30 protein-coding genes are annotated in these 14,927 nt (G+C 41.7%); all 30 read right to left on the bottom strand.

All coding sequences use genetic code 11. From position 1 onward, the window contains the following. Positions 1 to 94 precede the first annotated feature (94 nt). Positions 95 to 766 carry a 50S ribosomal protein L17 gene (gene rplQ / locus AABW11_RS20245; RefSeq protein ID WP_445263810.1) on the bottom strand — a complete coding sequence of 224 codons (672 nt, stop codon included), beginning with the start codon at positions 764 to 766 and terminating at the stop codon, positions 95 to 97. 12 nt (positions 767 to 778) lie between these two features. Then, a complete protein-coding gene (locus tag AABW11_RS19810; RefSeq protein ID WP_340107071.1) occupies positions 779 to 1,759 on the bottom strand; it encodes a DNA-directed RNA polymerase subunit alpha in 981 nt (326 codons plus the stop codon). Positions 1,760 to 1,787: 28 nt separating this feature from the next. Beyond that, a complete protein-coding gene (gene rpsD, locus AABW11_RS19805) occupies positions 1,788 to 2,393 on the bottom strand; it encodes a 30S ribosomal protein S4 (protein ID WP_340107070.1) in 606 nt (201 codons plus the stop codon). Between the two features lie 19 nt (positions 2,394 to 2,412). Beyond that, complete coding sequence (rpsK, locus tag AABW11_RS19800) at positions 2,413 to 2,826, bottom strand: 30S ribosomal protein S11 (protein WP_340107069.1); 414 nt, start codon at positions 2,824 to 2,826, stop codon at positions 2,413 to 2,415. Between the two features lie 22 nt (positions 2,827 to 2,848). Continuing rightward, positions 2,849 to 3,229 carry a 30S ribosomal protein S13 gene (gene rpsM, locus AABW11_RS19795; protein ID WP_340107068.1) on the bottom strand — a complete coding sequence of 127 codons (381 nt, stop codon included), beginning with the start codon at positions 3,227 to 3,229 and terminating at the stop codon, positions 2,849 to 2,851. 19 nt (positions 3,230 to 3,248) lie between these two features. Beyond that, entirely contained in the window at positions 3,249 to 3,365 is a 117-nt protein-coding gene (gene rpmJ, locus AABW11_RS19790; RefSeq protein WP_116038911.1) for a 50S ribosomal protein L36, read from the bottom strand. Between the two features lie 22 nt (positions 3,366 to 3,387). After that, the gene (gene infA, locus AABW11_RS19785; RefSeq protein ID WP_069133459.1) at positions 3,388 to 3,606 is read right to left on the bottom strand and encodes a translation initiation factor IF-1; all 219 of its coding nucleotides are present in this window, start codon (positions 3,604 to 3,606) and stop codon (positions 3,388 to 3,390) included. Next, positions 3,599 to 4,408, bottom strand: coding sequence for a type I methionyl aminopeptidase (gene map / locus AABW11_RS19780; RefSeq protein WP_340107067.1), 810 nt, complete (start codon positions 4,406 to 4,408; stop codon positions 3,599 to 3,601). The genes infA and map overlap by 8 nt, the downstream gene beginning before the upstream one ends. After that, a complete protein-coding gene (gene secY / locus AABW11_RS19775; RefSeq protein ID WP_340107066.1) occupies positions 4,408 to 5,715 on the bottom strand; it encodes a preprotein translocase subunit SecY in 1,308 nt (435 codons plus the stop codon). Before secY ends, map begins: the two co-directional genes overlap by 1 nt. 34 nt (positions 5,716 to 5,749) lie before the next feature. Next, positions 5,750 to 6,199 (bottom strand): 50S ribosomal protein L15, encoded by a 450-nt coding sequence (gene rplO / locus AABW11_RS19770; RefSeq protein WP_340107065.1) that lies wholly within the window; start codon positions 6,197 to 6,199, stop codon positions 5,750 to 5,752. Positions 6,200 to 6,223: 24 nt separating this feature from the next. Then, complete coding sequence (rpsE, locus tag AABW11_RS19765) at positions 6,224 to 6,748, bottom strand: 30S ribosomal protein S5 (RefSeq protein ID WP_340107064.1); 525 nt, start codon at positions 6,746 to 6,748, stop codon at positions 6,224 to 6,226. 18 nt (positions 6,749 to 6,766) lie between these two features. Then, positions 6,767 to 7,135: a 50S ribosomal protein L18 gene (gene rplR / locus AABW11_RS19760; protein WP_340107063.1), complete on the bottom strand. Its 369-nt coding sequence runs from the start codon at positions 7,133 to 7,135 to the stop codon at positions 6,767 to 6,769. 17 nt (positions 7,136 to 7,152) lie between these two features. Beyond that, positions 7,153 to 7,707: a 50S ribosomal protein L6 gene (gene rplF / locus AABW11_RS19755; protein ID WP_340107062.1), complete on the bottom strand. Its 555-nt coding sequence runs from the start codon at positions 7,705 to 7,707 to the stop codon at positions 7,153 to 7,155. 21 nt (positions 7,708 to 7,728) lie between these two features. Continuing rightward, the gene (gene rpsH, locus AABW11_RS19750; protein ID WP_340107061.1) at positions 7,729 to 8,124 is read right to left on the bottom strand and encodes a 30S ribosomal protein S8; all 396 of its coding nucleotides are present in this window, start codon (positions 8,122 to 8,124) and stop codon (positions 7,729 to 7,731) included. Positions 8,125 to 8,141: 17 nt separating this feature from the next. Beyond that, positions 8,142 to 8,411 carry a 30S ribosomal protein S14 gene (gene rpsN, locus AABW11_RS19745; RefSeq protein WP_340107060.1) on the bottom strand — a complete coding sequence of 90 codons (270 nt, stop codon included), beginning with the start codon at positions 8,409 to 8,411 and terminating at the stop codon, positions 8,142 to 8,144. A 24-nt stretch (positions 8,412 to 8,435) separates the two neighbouring features. Further along, a complete protein-coding gene (gene rplE / locus AABW11_RS19740; protein ID WP_340107059.1) occupies positions 8,436 to 8,981 on the bottom strand; it encodes a 50S ribosomal protein L5 in 546 nt (181 codons plus the stop codon). Positions 8,982 to 8,985: 4 nt separating this feature from the next. Beyond that, positions 8,986 to 9,339 carry a 50S ribosomal protein L24 gene (gene rplX, locus AABW11_RS19735; RefSeq protein WP_445263809.1) on the bottom strand — a complete coding sequence of 118 codons (354 nt, stop codon included), beginning with the start codon at positions 9,337 to 9,339 and terminating at the stop codon, positions 8,986 to 8,988. Positions 9,340 to 9,350: 11 nt separating this feature from the next. Beyond that, positions 9,351 to 9,719, bottom strand: a complete 369-nt coding sequence (gene rplN, locus AABW11_RS19730; RefSeq protein ID WP_340107058.1) for a 50S ribosomal protein L14 — start codon at positions 9,717 to 9,719, stop codon at positions 9,351 to 9,353. A 23-nt stretch (positions 9,720 to 9,742) separates the two neighbouring features. Next, positions 9,743 to 10,006 carry a 30S ribosomal protein S17 gene (gene rpsQ, locus AABW11_RS19725; protein ID WP_340107057.1) on the bottom strand — a complete coding sequence of 88 codons (264 nt, stop codon included), beginning with the start codon at positions 10,004 to 10,006 and terminating at the stop codon, positions 9,743 to 9,745. 5 nt (positions 10,007 to 10,011) lie between these two features. Beyond that, positions 10,012 to 10,209, bottom strand: coding sequence for a 50S ribosomal protein L29 (gene rpmC / locus AABW11_RS19720; RefSeq protein ID WP_340107056.1), 198 nt, complete (start codon positions 10,207 to 10,209; stop codon positions 10,012 to 10,014). Positions 10,210 to 10,228: 19 nt separating this feature from the next. Further along, a complete protein-coding gene (gene rplP / locus AABW11_RS19715; RefSeq protein WP_340107055.1) occupies positions 10,229 to 10,651 on the bottom strand; it encodes a 50S ribosomal protein L16 in 423 nt (140 codons plus the stop codon). Positions 10,652 to 10,669: 18 nt separating this feature from the next. After that, a complete protein-coding gene (gene rpsC, locus AABW11_RS19710; RefSeq protein ID WP_340107054.1) occupies positions 10,670 to 11,413 on the bottom strand; it encodes a 30S ribosomal protein S3 in 744 nt (247 codons plus the stop codon). An 11-nt stretch (positions 11,414 to 11,424) separates the two neighbouring features. Continuing rightward, positions 11,425 to 11,802: a 50S ribosomal protein L22 gene (gene rplV, locus AABW11_RS19705; protein WP_340107053.1), complete on the bottom strand. Its 378-nt coding sequence runs from the start codon at positions 11,800 to 11,802 to the stop codon at positions 11,425 to 11,427. 16 nt (positions 11,803 to 11,818) lie between these two features. Next, entirely contained in the window at positions 11,819 to 12,088 is a 270-nt protein-coding gene (gene rpsS, locus AABW11_RS19700) for a 30S ribosomal protein S19 (RefSeq protein ID WP_340107052.1), read from the bottom strand. Positions 12,089 to 12,090: 2 nt separating this feature from the next. After that, the gene (gene rplB / locus AABW11_RS19695; protein ID WP_340107051.1) at positions 12,091 to 12,927 is read right to left on the bottom strand and encodes a 50S ribosomal protein L2; all 837 of its coding nucleotides are present in this window, start codon (positions 12,925 to 12,927) and stop codon (positions 12,091 to 12,093) included. A 13-nt stretch (positions 12,928 to 12,940) separates the two neighbouring features. Further along, positions 12,941 to 13,231 carry a 50S ribosomal protein L23 gene (rplW, locus tag AABW11_RS19690; protein WP_340107050.1) on the bottom strand — a complete coding sequence of 97 codons (291 nt, stop codon included), beginning with the start codon at positions 13,229 to 13,231 and terminating at the stop codon, positions 12,941 to 12,943. Continuing rightward, positions 13,228 to 13,878, bottom strand: a complete 651-nt coding sequence (rplD, locus tag AABW11_RS19685; protein WP_340107049.1) for a 50S ribosomal protein L4 — start codon at positions 13,876 to 13,878, stop codon at positions 13,228 to 13,230. Before rplD ends, rplW begins: the two co-directional genes overlap by 4 nt. Before the next feature lie 5 nt (positions 13,879 to 13,883). Then, positions 13,884 to 14,522: a 50S ribosomal protein L3 gene (gene rplC, locus AABW11_RS19680; protein ID WP_445263811.1), complete on the bottom strand. Its 639-nt coding sequence runs from the start codon at positions 14,520 to 14,522 to the stop codon at positions 13,884 to 13,886. Between the two features lie 16 nt (positions 14,523 to 14,538). Then, positions 14,539 to 14,850 carry a 30S ribosomal protein S10 gene (rpsJ, locus tag AABW11_RS19675; protein WP_340107047.1) on the bottom strand — a complete coding sequence of 104 codons (312 nt, stop codon included), beginning with the start codon at positions 14,848 to 14,850 and terminating at the stop codon, positions 14,539 to 14,541. A gap of 14 nt (positions 14,851 to 14,864) precedes the next feature. After that, positions 14,865 to 14,927 (bottom strand): EF-Tu C-terminal domain-related protein (locus AABW11_RS20240; protein ID WP_445263799.1); only part of this gene is annotated, 63 nt, incomplete at its 5' end.

Here is a 14,927-nt window from a genome sequence, read left to right as displayed (position 1 = left end):
CTTTCCCGCCAACTCTACATCACTTATCGTATCGTTGACAGATTTACAATCTAAGAATAATTTAAGCCTAAAACAAGACTAAAATAAAACTTTTTTACTTTTTATTTTCTTTTTCGTCTGCGTCTTCCTCAGGTGCTTCTTCAGCCTGATTCGTAACGTCTTCTTTTTCTTCAACTTCAGTGGATTCTTCAGCTTCTTTACTTACTTCATCTGAAGTATCAACTTTCTTTTCTTCTTTTTCTACAGCTTTTTCAGATTCTACTACATTACTGCTACTGGCTTCAGAATCTTTCGATTCACTCTCAGCCTTTGCTGCCTCTGCCTCTTCTTCTGAAGTAGTAGGCTTGTTTGACTTACCAGCTCGCCTGGTTCGCTTCTTCTGAGAAGACTTCTTCTCCGGTTCATAGTCACTGAAATCAACCAATTCAATCAAGGCCATTTCAGCGCTGTCTCCAAGCCGGAAACCGAGTTTCAATACTCTTGTATATCCACCTGGACGATCACCTACTTCAGGAATGATATCATCAAACAGAATATTTACTGCTGATTTATCCTGAAGAGAAGAGAAAGCCCGTCTCCTCGTATGACTCGAATCAACTTTGGCTTTTGTAATAATAGGTTCAATGTACCGGCGAAGCTCTTTGGCTTTTGTAACCGTTGTCTGTATTGATTTATGCTCAATAAGACTGCACGCCAAAGCTTTCATCGTAGCCTTGCGGTGGGAAGTGCTTCTCCCGAGTTTTTTTCCTTTAACTAAATGACGCATAACTATATTTCCTTATTTATTATCCAGAAATTTTGACACGTCCATGCCAAATTCCAGGTTTTTCTCTTCAATTACTTCAACAAGCTCTGAAAGAGACTTCTTACCAAAGTTTCTAAATTTCAAGAGATCTTGTTCATCACGTGATACCAATTCTGCAATTGTATTGATATTTGCAGACTTGAGGCAGTTATAAGCACGAACACTCAGGTTTAAATCTTCAATACTTGTCTTCAAGAGGCTTGCAATACGCTGCTTCTCTGCATCTACTTCTTCCTCTTCCTGAGTGAATGGTTCTTCAATCTTCTCAGTAATGAATTTCTCAATATGTTCTTTAAGTATCTTACCCGCTATAGTAAGAGCTTCTTTTGCGTTTAATGAGCCATCTGTTGTTACATTCAGAACAAGCTTTTCATAGTCAGTCCGCTGACCAACCCTTACATTCTCAACATCAAAGTTTACAGACTTGATAGGAGTAAATATAGCATCAATAGGCATCAATGTTACGTCATCCTCAAATTCATCAGCCATCTCTTCGGCCGGTACGTAACCGCGTCCGCGACCAATTCTTAATTCCATATCAATCTGAACATCATCAGAAAGTGTAGCAATCAACAACTCAGGATTCAAAACTTCAAAATCAGCTGTTGCTCCTCCAATATCTTCAGCAGTTAGCCTGCCTGACTCTGACTTTGACAGATTGATAATACCGCCGCTTTGTTCTACCTGCTTGAAACGAACTTGCTTAAGATTTAAGATAATCTCGTATACATCTTCTTTTACCCCTTCAATACTGGAGTATTCGTGATCAACACCGTTAATTTTAACGGCAGTAATAGCAAGTCCTGGTAAAGAAGACAGAAGAACTCGTCTAAACGAGTTTCCGATTGTTACTCCAAAACCACGTTCAAGAGGTTGCAGGATAAAAGTTCCATAGTTATCGGAATCCTGTTCTACCTCCACAGATTCCGGCATTTGCAAACTATAGTTGTTCATAAAATATTAGATTAAGACTGTTATAAAATTACTTGGAGTAGAGCTCGATAATCAACTGAACGTTGATGTTTTCTGGTATCTCTTCCATTACCGGATCATTCAGATACTTACCGGTTTTTGACTTCTTGTCAATCTCCAGCCATTTATATCTGCCGGGTGAACTACTGCTCAAAGAATCATTGATAAGTTCAAGATCCCTGGATTTTGGACGAATCGTAATTACATCACCTGAACGTACGTGAAATGACGGGACGTTTACAATCTGGCCGTTTACGACAATATGCTTGTGGCTTACAAACTGACGAGCCTGACGTCTGGTTTTAGCAAATCCAAGTCTGTATACGACATTATCAAGACGTGCTTCAAGAATCTGGAGCAGTAACTCACCAGTTACACCTTCTTTAGCATTGGCTTTTTCGTACACATTGCGAAATTGCTTTTCCAGCAATCCATATGTGTACTTTGCTTTTTGCTTTTCATCAAGCTGAATTGCGTACTCAGATTTTCTTGAGTATCTGCTTCTGCCGTGCTGACCGGGGCCGTAAGGTTTACGCTCCAGTGCGCTGCTCGGGCCAAAAATCGGCTCACGAAAACGGCGTGCAATCTTTTGTTTAGGTCCTCTGTATCTTGCCATGGTTTTCTAAATGTAGTGTTTAAACTCTTCTTCTTTTCGGTGGACGGCAACCATTGTGAGGGATGGGTGTGCGATCTTTAATAGACACAACCTCCAGTCCGCTCGTTGCTAATGCCCGTATTGCAGCTTCACGGCCAGACCCCGGGCCTTTCACAAATACCTCTACTTTACGAAGTCCCATTTCATGTGCTGCAGATGCAGCAGTTTCGGCACTTACCTGTGCAGCATAAGGAGTGTTCTTTCGCGATCCTTTGAAGCCTTCTTTCCCTGATGATGACCAGGACAAGACGTTTCCGTTCGCATCAGTTACACTTACAAGCACATTGTTAAATGTAGCTTTGATAAATGCCATGCCATTGGGATCGCTAATTTGCTTTTTCTTTTTTCGTTTTCCGTCCGCTTTACCGGCAGATCTTCTGGGTCTTTTAGCCATGTTATATACAGTTTAAAATAATTTACTTTTTAGTAGCGGTCTTTTTACCGGCAACAGTACGTCGTTTTCCCTTGCGGGTTCTTGCATTGGTTTGTGTACGCTGGCCCCTTACAGGCAGGCCTCTTCTGTGGCGCACTCCCCGGTAACTACCGGTTTCAATAAGCCGCCGGATATTGGCGTTTATTTCTGTTCTGAGGGCACCCTCAACCTTATAATCTTCCTCAATAATCTGACGTAGTTCAGATACTTCGTCATCCGTCCACTCCACAACTTTTTTGTCGTGGTCGATTCCTGCCTTATCAAGAATGTCTTTTGAAACACTCGGGCCTATACCAAAAATATAGGTTAGACCAATGACTCCTCTTTTCTGTTTAGGTAAATCTATTCCAGCAATTCGTGCCATAACTTAATCCGGTAAATTATTATCCTTGACGTTGTTTATGCCGAGGATTCTTTTTATTGATTACGTAAATTCGTCCTTTCCTACGTACGATTTTATCGTCTGAACTTCGCTTTTTAACTGATGATTTTGTCTTCATCGTAATATCCTATTTTGTTATTCTACTTATAACGATACGTGATTCTTCCCTTAGTCAGATCGTAAGGAGACATCTCAACCTGCACACGATCTCCCGGGAGAATCTTAATGTAATACATTCTCATTTTACCTGAAACATGGGCCAATATTTCGTGACCATTATCCAGCTCAACTTTGAACTGAGCATTAGGTAAAGCTTCTAAAATTTTTCCGTCTTGCTTAATCGGCTCTTGCTTAGCCATAAAACGTCACTAAATTTTCATTTTTTGTTATCTCAGCAATATAATCAAAAGTACTGAGAATTTCAGCTTTTCCTTCACGAACTATAATATCGTGTTCAAAATGTGCTGCATTCTTCCCATCCGCTGTTACAATAGTCCAGCCATCACTTAGCGTTTTAACTTTATCGGTACCCATTGTAATCATCGGTTCAATAGCCAGACCCATTCCTGTTCGTAACCGTTCGCCTTTACCAGGTCGGCCATAATTAGGAACCGAAGGGTCTTCATGCATACTTTTTCCAATACCGTGGCCAACTAAATCTCTGACTACGCCAAAGTCACGGTCCTCACAGTATGTTTGGATCGCGTGGCCGATATCTCCATTGCTATTTCCATGAACGGCCTGCTCGATGCCAACATAAAGAGACTCTAACGTTGTTTTTAAGAGTCTCATTGTATCATCATCAGTTTCTCCGGCAATAAAAGTGTAAGCGTGATCACCAAAGTAACCATTAAGTTCAACACCACAATCTACAGAGACAATATCTCCTTCTTGTATTTTGCGCTTTCCCGGTATGCCATGTACAACTTCTTCATTTATTGAGATACACAAACTGCCTGGAAACGGATTGCTACTACTGCCATAGCCTTTAAAAGCGGGCCGGGCGTTATATTTCTTAATATAATCTTCAGCAATCCTATCAAGTCTGCCGGTTTCTACACCAGGTTCAAGATTCTTTGCAACCTCTGCGAGTGTTCTTGAAACAAGCTGCGCAGCTTCACGCATTTTTTCAATTTCAGATTCACTCTTAAGGTATATCATCAGGCTCTTCTACGACCTTTTATTTTTCCGGATTTCATAAATCCATCATAGTGACGCATCATCAGATGGCTTTCGATCTGTTGCAATGTATCTAAAGCAACTCCTACGATAATCAATAAACTTGTTCCGCCATAAAAGAGCGCGAAACCTGGCGTAACACCCATTCGGGCAATTATTGCCGGTAATATTGCAACAAACGACAGAAACAAGGAACCTGGTAATGTAATTTTCGTCAAAATATTGTCAATAAATTCAACAGTCTGCTTACCGGGTCTCACACCAGGAATAAATCCACCCTGACGCTTCATCGTATCCGCCATTTCTTTTGGATTTACAGCGATGGCTGTATAGAAAAATGTGAAAAACACACAGATAATAAAGAACACAATTGAATATGTGACGCCGGTAAAATCAGCCGACCAAGCCGTCAAAAACTGTACTGTAGTATTTTCAGGGAAGAACGTTCCCACAGTACTTGGTATAAACATGATTGACTGAGCAAAGATAATCGGCATAACACCTGCAGCATTTACACGAAGCGGAAGATACTGTGTAGTTCCGCCATACACCTTTCGTCCAACAACTCGCTTGGCATATTGAACCGGAATTTTCCGTGTTCCTTGTGTAAGAAGTACGCAGGATGCAATTACTAGAGCAAGTCCTGCAAGTTCAACAATAATGATTATAGCATTGTTAGTTGTGGATATTTCATTTATCAATGCAGTAGGCAGAGCAGCGATAATACCGATCATGATAAGCAATGAAATACCATTACCAATTCCCCGATCCGTGATTCTCTCGCCAAGCCACATAACAAATGTTGTACCGGCAGTAAGAATTATAATCGAAGTCAGTATAAACGCTGTGTTACTTACAACGATCGCGTTGGGTGATGTTGCGATCAGATTAATCCCAAAGCCGATCGCCTGTACTGCCGTAATACCAACCGTACCATATCGGGTAAGGCGGTTTATCTTTCGACGCCCCTCTTCTCCCTCTCGCTGAAGCTTCTGGAAATAAGGAACAGCGGCACCCATCAGCTGAATAATAATCGCAGCCGTAATATAGGGCATAATTCCAAGAGCGAATACACCAGCTCTTGAAAAAGCTCCACCCACAAACAGATCAAAAAGGCCCATAAGGCTTGATGCATCCCCAGTAGTCGCTGTTAAAGCATTGGCATCAACACCGGGCATGGTTACGTAACTGCCTATCCGGTAAACCATAAGGACACCTACCACGTACAGAATACGATTCCGGAGGTCCTCGATTTTAAATATATTTCTAAAATTATCTAAGGTACTCATTCGATATGGTTAAGCTGAGTGGGTGTGATTTATATTAGTTTACGACTTCAACACTGCCGCCGGCATCTTCGACCTTCTTCCTGGCCGATCCACTGCAAGCATGTACTTCAATTGAAATCTTGGTATCGATCTCACCTGTTCCCAGCAGTTTGATGCGATCATTATCATCGGCCAATCCGCTATTTACGAGATCGGCGATAGTGATCGTATCGCTGAGTTTTCCGGCTTCAACAAAGTTTGAAATTTTCTGCACATTTACGGCCTGGAATTCTGTTCTGAATGGATTTTTGAATCCAAACTTAGGAACGCGACGTTGCAGAGGCATTTGCCCACCTTCAAACCAGGCTTTTACTTTGCTACCACTTCTGGATTTTTGACCATTATGACCACGACCAGACTGTTCGCCCATTCCTGATCCTTGTCCACGACCTACGCGTTTGCGCTTTTTGTGAGAGTCCGGTGCTTTTAGATTATGTAATTTCATAGGAATAAATACTTAAAACGATTATTAGCCTTCAAATACTTTACTTACACTCACGCCACGCCTCTGAGCAACTTCCACAGGGTCAGTAGCGTTTCGAAGTGCTTCAAATGCCGCCTTTACCATATTGTGCGGATTCGAGGATCGAAGTGATTTAGACAGGATATTTTTTACACCGGCTACATCAAGCAATGATTTTACAGCGCCACCGGCAATTACACCTGTACCGTCAGATGCGGGCCGAAGTAACACTTTACCGGCACCAGCTTTTCCAACAATTGGGTGATGAATAGATCCGGTCTTAGTCATCGATACTTTGATCAGATTCTTCTTTGCATTGTCGAACCCTTTTTGAATGGCATCAGCTACTTCATTGGCTTTACCAAGTCCATGGCCTACAACACCATCACCATTTCCAACAACAACAATTGCGTTGAAGCTAAACCGTCGACCACCTTTCACAACTTTAGAGACCCTGTTAATATGAACAAGCTTCTCTTCAAGATTAAGATTAGCAGCCGGGATATTATGTTTTCTACGTATTTTTGGCATAATTCTTATAATATATTTTTAAAAGTCCAGTCCACCTTCGCGAGCACCGTCTGCTGCGGCTTTGATAATTCCGTGATACTTGTATCCGCCCCGGTCAAACACAACCTTCTTGATACCTTGATCCAGTGCAGTTTTTGCAATAGTCTGGCCGATCAGGGTAGCGGCCTCAATTTTTGACTTATCAGCAAGTTCGTCCTGCAAATCATTGGACATTGAAGATACAGAAGTAATGGTCACATTTTCACGATCATTTATCAGCTGCAAATAGACATGTTTGCTGCTTTTAAAAACCGCAAGACGAGGCCGTTCAGCAGTTCCTGAAATTGTTGAGCGGATCCTTCTTCGGATCTTATTTCTGCGTTCTGTTTTAACTCGATTTTTCTTCATTTATCTAATATCTAAAATTATTTAGCAGCAGATTTACCAGCTTTTCTTCTCACATACTCATCTGTGTAACGTATTCCTTTACCTTTGTAAGGCTCTGGTTTTCTAAATGAGCGTATTTTTGCAGCCACTTGCCCAACCATCTCTTTATTCACTCCGGAGATTATGAGAAGCGGATTTTTCTTTGTTTTAGTATCTACTTCAATGTCAATTCCTTCAGGCGGAACAAAATAAATGGGATGAGAAAAGCCCAGGTTAAGCTCAAGAATACCGTTGTTGTACGTCGCACGGTATCCAACACCAATTATTTCAAGTGTCTTTTTATATCCGTTGGTTACGCCTTCAACCATATTATAAATCAATGATCGATACAGGCCGTGAAGCGATTTGTGTTCCTTTGAATCACTGGGACGTTTAACGATAATTTCGTTATCCGCTTTTTCAATAGTGATATCCGGATGGATACGAATTGTACCTTCTCCTTTGTCACCTTTCACGGTAACTGTATGGTCGGCCCCAATGCTGAACTCAACATTGCTGGCTAACTCAACCGGTTGTTTACCTATTCTTGACATAACGTTTGTATCCTAAAATTTTTAGTAAATAGTGCAGAGAATCTCTCCACCAATTTTCATTTTCTTCGCTTCTTTATCTGTCATAACACCATCGGATGTAGACAGAATAACAATACCAAGTCCATTGTAAGATTGAGGGATCTCTTCAGAACTACAATATTTTCGAAGACCTGGTTTAGAGACACGGGTCAGCTTTTTAATAACCGGCTGTCCATATGCATCGTATTTCAGAAACAAGCGAAGAACACCTTGCTTATTGTCTGTAATATCGATGTACTTATTTACATATCCCTTATCAACAAGGATTTTCGTCATTGCGCGCTTCAATTTAGAAGCGGGTACATCAACCCGGCGATGGCCGGCCTGTTGTGCGTTTCTTAGACGCGTTAAATAATCAGATACTGGGTCAGATTGCATAATTTAATTCTCCTGTGTTACCAACTTGCTTTTCGTACGCCTGGAATTTTTCCATTCAGGGCTAATTCACGGAATTTAATGCGCGAAATTCCATATTCACTTATATAACCGCGTGATCGCCCGGTTAGGCTGCAACGGTTTCTAACACGAGTAGGACTCGCATCGCGCGGAAGTTTTTGAAGTGCTTCATAATCGCCGGCTTCTTTGAGCTCTTTGCGTTTTTCAGCGTACTTCTCCACTGTTCGTTTTCTTTTTTCGTTACGTGCTATCCAGGATTTTTTAGCCATTGGTTTCTGCTTTGTTATTCAAATTCATTTCTTAAACGGCATTCCGAAGTACTTTAGCATCGAAAATGCTTCTTCATCAGATTCAGCGGATGTTACAAACGTAATATCCATACCGTGGATTGTAGAAGCTTTATCCACATCAATTTCGGGGAATATTGTATGCTCTTTAATACCCATCGTATAGTTACCGCGGCCATCAAAACTTTTGTTGGGAATACCTTGAAAGTCTCTTGTTCTTGGCAGCGCGAGATTAATCAGCCTGTCTAAAAACTCAAACATGATTTTGCCTCGCAGCGTCACTTTGCAGCCAATCTCCTGACCTTCACGAAGTTTAAAATTCGCGACAGAACTTTTGGCTTTAGTTTTGACCGGTTTCTGACCGGTAATCAAGCCAACATTTTCTGCAATCACATCCAGAGTTTTGGCGTCATTAATCGCATCACCATATCCGACGTTGATTACGATTTTTTTGAGCTTGGGAACTCCCATCAAGTTCTCGTATTTAAACTCTTCTATAAGTTTATCTACGATTTCATCTTTGTAGTATGTATAAAGTCTTGCTTCTGCCATTCTATTACTTGTCTATAATTTCGCCGCTGTTCTTTGCGTAACGTACCCATCGTCCGCCACCCTCTTCTTCTACTCGTTTTCTGCCAATTCTTGTTGGCTCATCCGAGTTAGGGTCTATCACCATTAAATTGGAGATATGTACCGGTGCTTCTCTTTTCAAACGTCCACCCTGGGGATTTTCCTGGGATGGTTTTTCATGATGGGTGGTCATGTTTACACCTTCAACTAACGCTTTTTCAGTTGTTGGATAAACAACCATGACCCGTCCCCTTTTGCCTTTATCATTCCCGGCAAGAACAAGGACTTCATCATCACGTTTAACGTGCAATTTCTTTTTCTTATTAAACTTACGTGGCATATTACTATCCTTTAAAGTACTTCAGGGGCCAGTGAAACAATCCGCATATAATTCTTTTCTCGAAGTTCTCTGGCGATAGGGCCAAAGATACGGGTTCCAACAGGTTCCTTTTCTTTGTTAATAATTACCGCCGCGTTCTCATCAAATCGAATGTAGCTTCCATCTCTGCGACGAATTTCTTTTTTAGTGCGAACGATAACTGCTTGTACAACTTCCCCTTTTTTAACATTTCCTCCGGGAATAGCTGTACGGACCGAGCATGAGATCAAATCTCCGATACTTGCATATCTTCTTTTAGAATCTCCAAGCACTTTGATACACATCAATTTACGTGCTCCGCTGTTATCAGCTACATTCAGTGTCGATTGTGTTTGAATCATTAGTTTAACCTACAGATTGATCGTTATTTGGCTCGTTCCACGATCTCGACCAAACGCCAAGATTTTCTTTTTGATAATGGACGCGTTGACATGATTAAAACAGTGTCACCAGAGTTCGCTTCGTTACCTTCATCGTGTGCAAGGTACTTTGTTGTTTTGGTGATAAACTTCCCGTAAATGGAATGTTTTATCTGCCGTTCTACGGCAACTGTTATTGTCTTATCCATGCGATCGCTTACTACGCGGCCGGTCCTTGTTCTTCTTTGTGCTCTTTCTACTTGTGCCATATTATTTATTCAGCACTCTTTTTTTCGTTAATAATCGTTGTCAATCGGGAAATTTCTCGTCTCGTATTTTTAATACGTGCCGGATTTTCTATTTGTCCCGCGATAGCTTTATTGAATTTAAAATCAGTCAAAGCCTTTTTTTCATCTTCCAGTCTGGCTTCAAGCTCAGAGAGTGAAAGATCTCGTAATTCGTGTGTTTTCATATTCTAACCTGTAAAGCGTTTATTCGCCGTCGTAATCACGACGTTTCACAAATTTTGTTTTAATAGGAAGCTTATGTGAAGCTCGTCTAAGTGCTTCTTGTGCCATTTCCTCACTTACACCAGCAATCTCAAACAGAATACGACCCGGTTTTACAACAGCAATATAATGATCAAGAGCTCCTTTACCTTTACCCATACGTGTTTCAGCTGGTTTACTTGTGATGGGACGATCCGGAAAAATTCGAATAAACGTCTTACCATCACGCTGAAGTGTTCTGGCTATTGTTACACGACATGCCTCAATTTGGCGTGAGGTAATAAACTTTGGCTCAATTGCCTTCAGGCCAAAACTTCCAAATGCCAAAGTGGTTCCACGCTGAGCGTTTCCTTTCAGCTTGTCTCTGTGCTGCCGGCGTCTTGCAATTCTTTTTGGTTCTAACATGATTTCTTAAGCTATCAATTAGTTACGTGTTCGTCGTTTTGATCTGCCGCCGCTCTTACGCTTGCTTCTGCGACCGCCGCCTTTTCGTTTCGGCTCACTATCTTGTGCGGTATCAGAACCAGGTGTCAGATCTACATCTCCAATAATTTCACCTTTAAATATCCATACAGAGACTCCAATGGAACCATAGATGGTGTTTGAGGTGATGTTTGCATAATCTATATCAGCACGGAGGGTATGAAGGGGCACGCGGCCTTCTTTATACTGCTCGGTACGTGCCATTTCAGCTCCGCCCAATCGGCCGGCACATTTAATTTTAATGCCTTTCGCCCCCATTCTCATAGCAGAAGATAAAGCGGTTTTCATCGCTCTTCTGAAGGAAACTCTGGCTTGAAGCTGTTGTGAAATATTTTGTCCAACTAAACTTGCGTCAAGTTCAGGACGTTTAATTTCACTTACATTGATCTGTACTTCCTTATCGGTAATCTTTTTCAGCTCACCGCGCAACAGTTCAATCTGCTCGCCACCCTTACCAATAATTACACCTGGTCGTGATGTATTAAGTGTTAGAAGGATACGCTTTGGTGTCCGTTCGATAATAACATTAGACAGACCGCCATTTCTAAGACGAATTGCGAGATACTCCCGAAGCTTATTGTCTTCAAGCAACATAGCCGGTTTATTCTCTTCTGCATACCAGTTAGAATCCCAACCTTTTATAATTCCGAGTCTAAGTCCTGTTGGATTACTTTTTTGTCCCAAAGTTTTACCCTTTAATCTTCAATTACAGTTTCTTCAATCTTAGCAACAACAACAGTAATGTGGCTGCTTCTTTTATTGATGCGGTGTGCACGACCCATCGGGGCCGGTTGAATCCGTTTCAATGTTACACCTTCATCCACATATATCTCTTTGATATAAAGCAGATCGTCATCCAGTCGCTCTTCTTGAAATTTGTCCCGGACATTAGCTGCTGCCGATCGAATTACTTTACTCACATCTACCGCTGAGGCTTTCTTTGTGAATTCAAGTGTTTTGATCGCCTTGTCAACTTTTTCGCCACGAACGAGGTCTACGATGAGTCTCAATTTTCGTGGTGCCTTCCGAAGGTGTCGCTGAACTGCTTTCGCTTCAAATGTTTGTGTTTCCATCAGTAAAATCCGTTACCTATTTCATTTTCTTGAGAGGGTGCCCGCGGAACGTACGTGTAGCAGAAAATTCTCCCAGTTTGTGGCCTACCATATTTTCTGTAATGTAGACCGGGATAAACTGCTTACCGTTATGAACTGCAATCGTCAAACCGATAAAATCAGGTGTTATCATCGATCCGCGAGACCAAGTTTTAATGACCTTCTTTTTGCCACTCTCATTCATGGCATCAACTTTACGCTGAAGCTTGTAGTGAACAAAAGGTCCTTTTTTTAACGAACGTGGCATACTTATCTAGATTTTTTGGTTTTTCTTCGCTTAACAATGAATTTAGAAGACATCTTATTTCTGTTTCTCGTCTTCTTACCTTTGGCTGACTGCCCCCAGGGTGATCGTGGGTGTCCTCCGGATGCTTTACCTTCACCACCACCCATTGGGTGATCAACAGGGTTCATTGCAACACCCCTTGTCTGAGGTCTGCGTCCAAGCCATCTGTTTCGTCCGGCTTTCCCTTTCGTTGTGTTAAAATGATCCGGGTTACTTGTAGACCCAACTGTTGCAATACACGTTCCAAGAATTCGGCGAACCTCACCAGATGGAAGCTTAACAGTAACATATTTTTCTGTTTTAGCAACCATTTGAGCAACCGTTCCCGCACTTCTGCAAAGCTGTGCACCTTTTCCAGGCTGTAACTCAACATTATGAATATAAGTACCGGGAGGCATTTTACTCATCGGCATTGCATTTCCTACATCAGGCGAAGCTGTTTCAGAGCTAATAATTGTATCGCCCACCTGAAGTTTATTAGGAGCAAGAATATATCGTTTTTCTCCATCAGCGTAAGCAACAAGTGCAATCCGTGCTGTGCGGTTCGGATCATATTCGATCGTTTGAACCTTTGCCGGAATATCAAACTTGTTACGTTTGAAATCTATAACCCGAAGTTTACGCTTGTGTCCGCCACCGCGGTGCCTGGAAGTTTTCCGTCCACGATTGTTTCGTCCACCGGATTTACCATGACCAACGGTCAGCGATTTCAGCGGTTTGCTGATCGTGATGTCATCAAACACAGGTGCAATTCTGTGTCGCTGTCCCGGTGTAATTGGTTTAATTTGTCTGGTTGCCATTGAACTCTATTATTTAAATTTCGCTAAAGAAATCGATTTCGCCTTCTTTAAGGGTAATGATTGCTTTTTTCCATACAGCATTTCTGCCTTCAACGAATCCACTTCGTGTGTGACGACCCTTTGGTTTTGATGGAACAATCATTGTGTTCACTTTAGATACCTTTACTTCAGGGTATCGTTCTTCAATTGCTTTTTTAATCTGAGGCTTGGTAGCTGTTTTTAGCACCTTAAACGCATACTTTTGTTGCTCTTCTTGTATACGAGTAAGCTTTTCAGTAATCAGTGGTTGAATTAAAATACTCATGCTGCGTCCTCTTCTACATTAAGTGCAAAACTTTCTTCCAAAACAGTAAGAGCATCACTTTGAATGACGATAAAATCAGCATTCATAATCTCATACGTAGTTGGCTTATTAGCTTCAAGCACATGCACATTCTTGAGATTTCGTGCTGATTTGTACAGCATCATATCAGTCTCTTTTGAAAGGATAAGAACTTTTTTACCTGTTAGTTCCAACGCTTCAAGTAAAGAGACAATCTCTTTCGTTTTTGGTTCATCAAACGACAGTCCATCAACAACCCGAATTGCATCATCTGAAGCTTTCAGAGATAGTGCTGACATCCTTGCCAGTCTTTTTGCTTTCTTAGTTAGACGAACCGTATAATTTCTTGGTTTCGGGCCAAACACAGTACCACCACCCCTCAGGAGTGGCGATCGAATTGATCCACGACGGGCCATTCCTGTACCTTTTTGCTTATATGCTTTACGACCACCACCACGAACTTCTCCACGTTCTTTTGTACTGGCAGTACCCTGTCGCTTATTAGCGAGAAACCGGCGTACATCTTCATAGAGTACGGTTTCATTTGGCTCAATGCCGAAGATCTGATCATTCAGATCAGCTTCTTTTCCACTGCTTTTGCCATCAGTTTTATGAATTGTAACTTTCATCAGGCTTAACTCTGTGATTTATTATGAATTTCTACGTATCCGCCATTTGGTCCCGGAATGCTGCCTGTCACTAAAAGCATGTTTGAGTCAGCATAAATTTGAGCTACAGAAAGATTCTGTGCTTTCGTGCGGTGATTTCCGGAACGGCCGGCCATTTTGATTCCCTTAAATACTCGTGAGGGATCCGATGCCTGGCCAATAGCGCCCGGTGCTCTTTCCCGGTTGTGCTGACCGTGTGTACGGCCGCCAACTCCACTGAAATTGTGACGTTTAACAACACCGGTAAAACCCGTGCCTTTAGACGTTCCAACAACATCTACCCGGTCACCCACTTCAAATACATCTCCTATCGTGAGCTCATCCCCAAGCTCAAATCCTTCAGGGATGTAATCGCGAAATTCGCTGATTACTTTCCGCGGTTCTGTTCCGGCTTTTTCGAAATGACCGGCTAATGCACCGTTAATTTTCGAAGACTTCTTTTTAAAAGCCGACAGCTGAACAGCATTATATCCGTCCGTTTCTTCTGTTTTGATTTGGGTAATAGCACAAGGTTCTACTTCGACAACGGTTACAGCGATGCTGCGCCCCAGTTCATCAAAGATACTTGTCATCCCAACTTTTTTTCCGATTAACCCGCTCATAATATCCTTAGGAATTTACTTACACTTTAATTTCAACATCCACACCAGAGGGAAGCTCAAGCTTCATCAAGGCATCCACTGTTTGTGATCCGGTTGAAAGAATATCGATCAATCGTTTATGTGACCGGTATTCAAATTGTTCTCGTGATTTTTTATCAACAAAAACAGATCTGTTTACAGTGATAATGTTTTTACTCGTGGGCAGAGGTATCGGTCCTGATACAACGGCACCCGTCGATTTTACTGTCTGAATAATTTTCTCTGCTGATTTGTCGATCAGGTTGTGATCGTATGATTTCAGCTTAATTCTAATCTTTTGTTGTGTAGCCACGTGATGTAGACCCTTTAATCATTAATTTTGGTTACCACGCCTGCGCCTACTGTACGACCGCCCTCGCGAATCGCAAA

Source organism: Rhodohalobacter sp. 8-1, from assembly GCF_038150125.1.
In the GTDB taxonomy this organism is placed as follows: domain Bacteria; phylum Bacteroidota; class Rhodothermia; order Balneolales; family Balneolaceae; genus SW132.
Note: the sequence above shows the minus strand (reverse complement) of the source record. Positions and strands in the feature narration are given on the sequence as shown.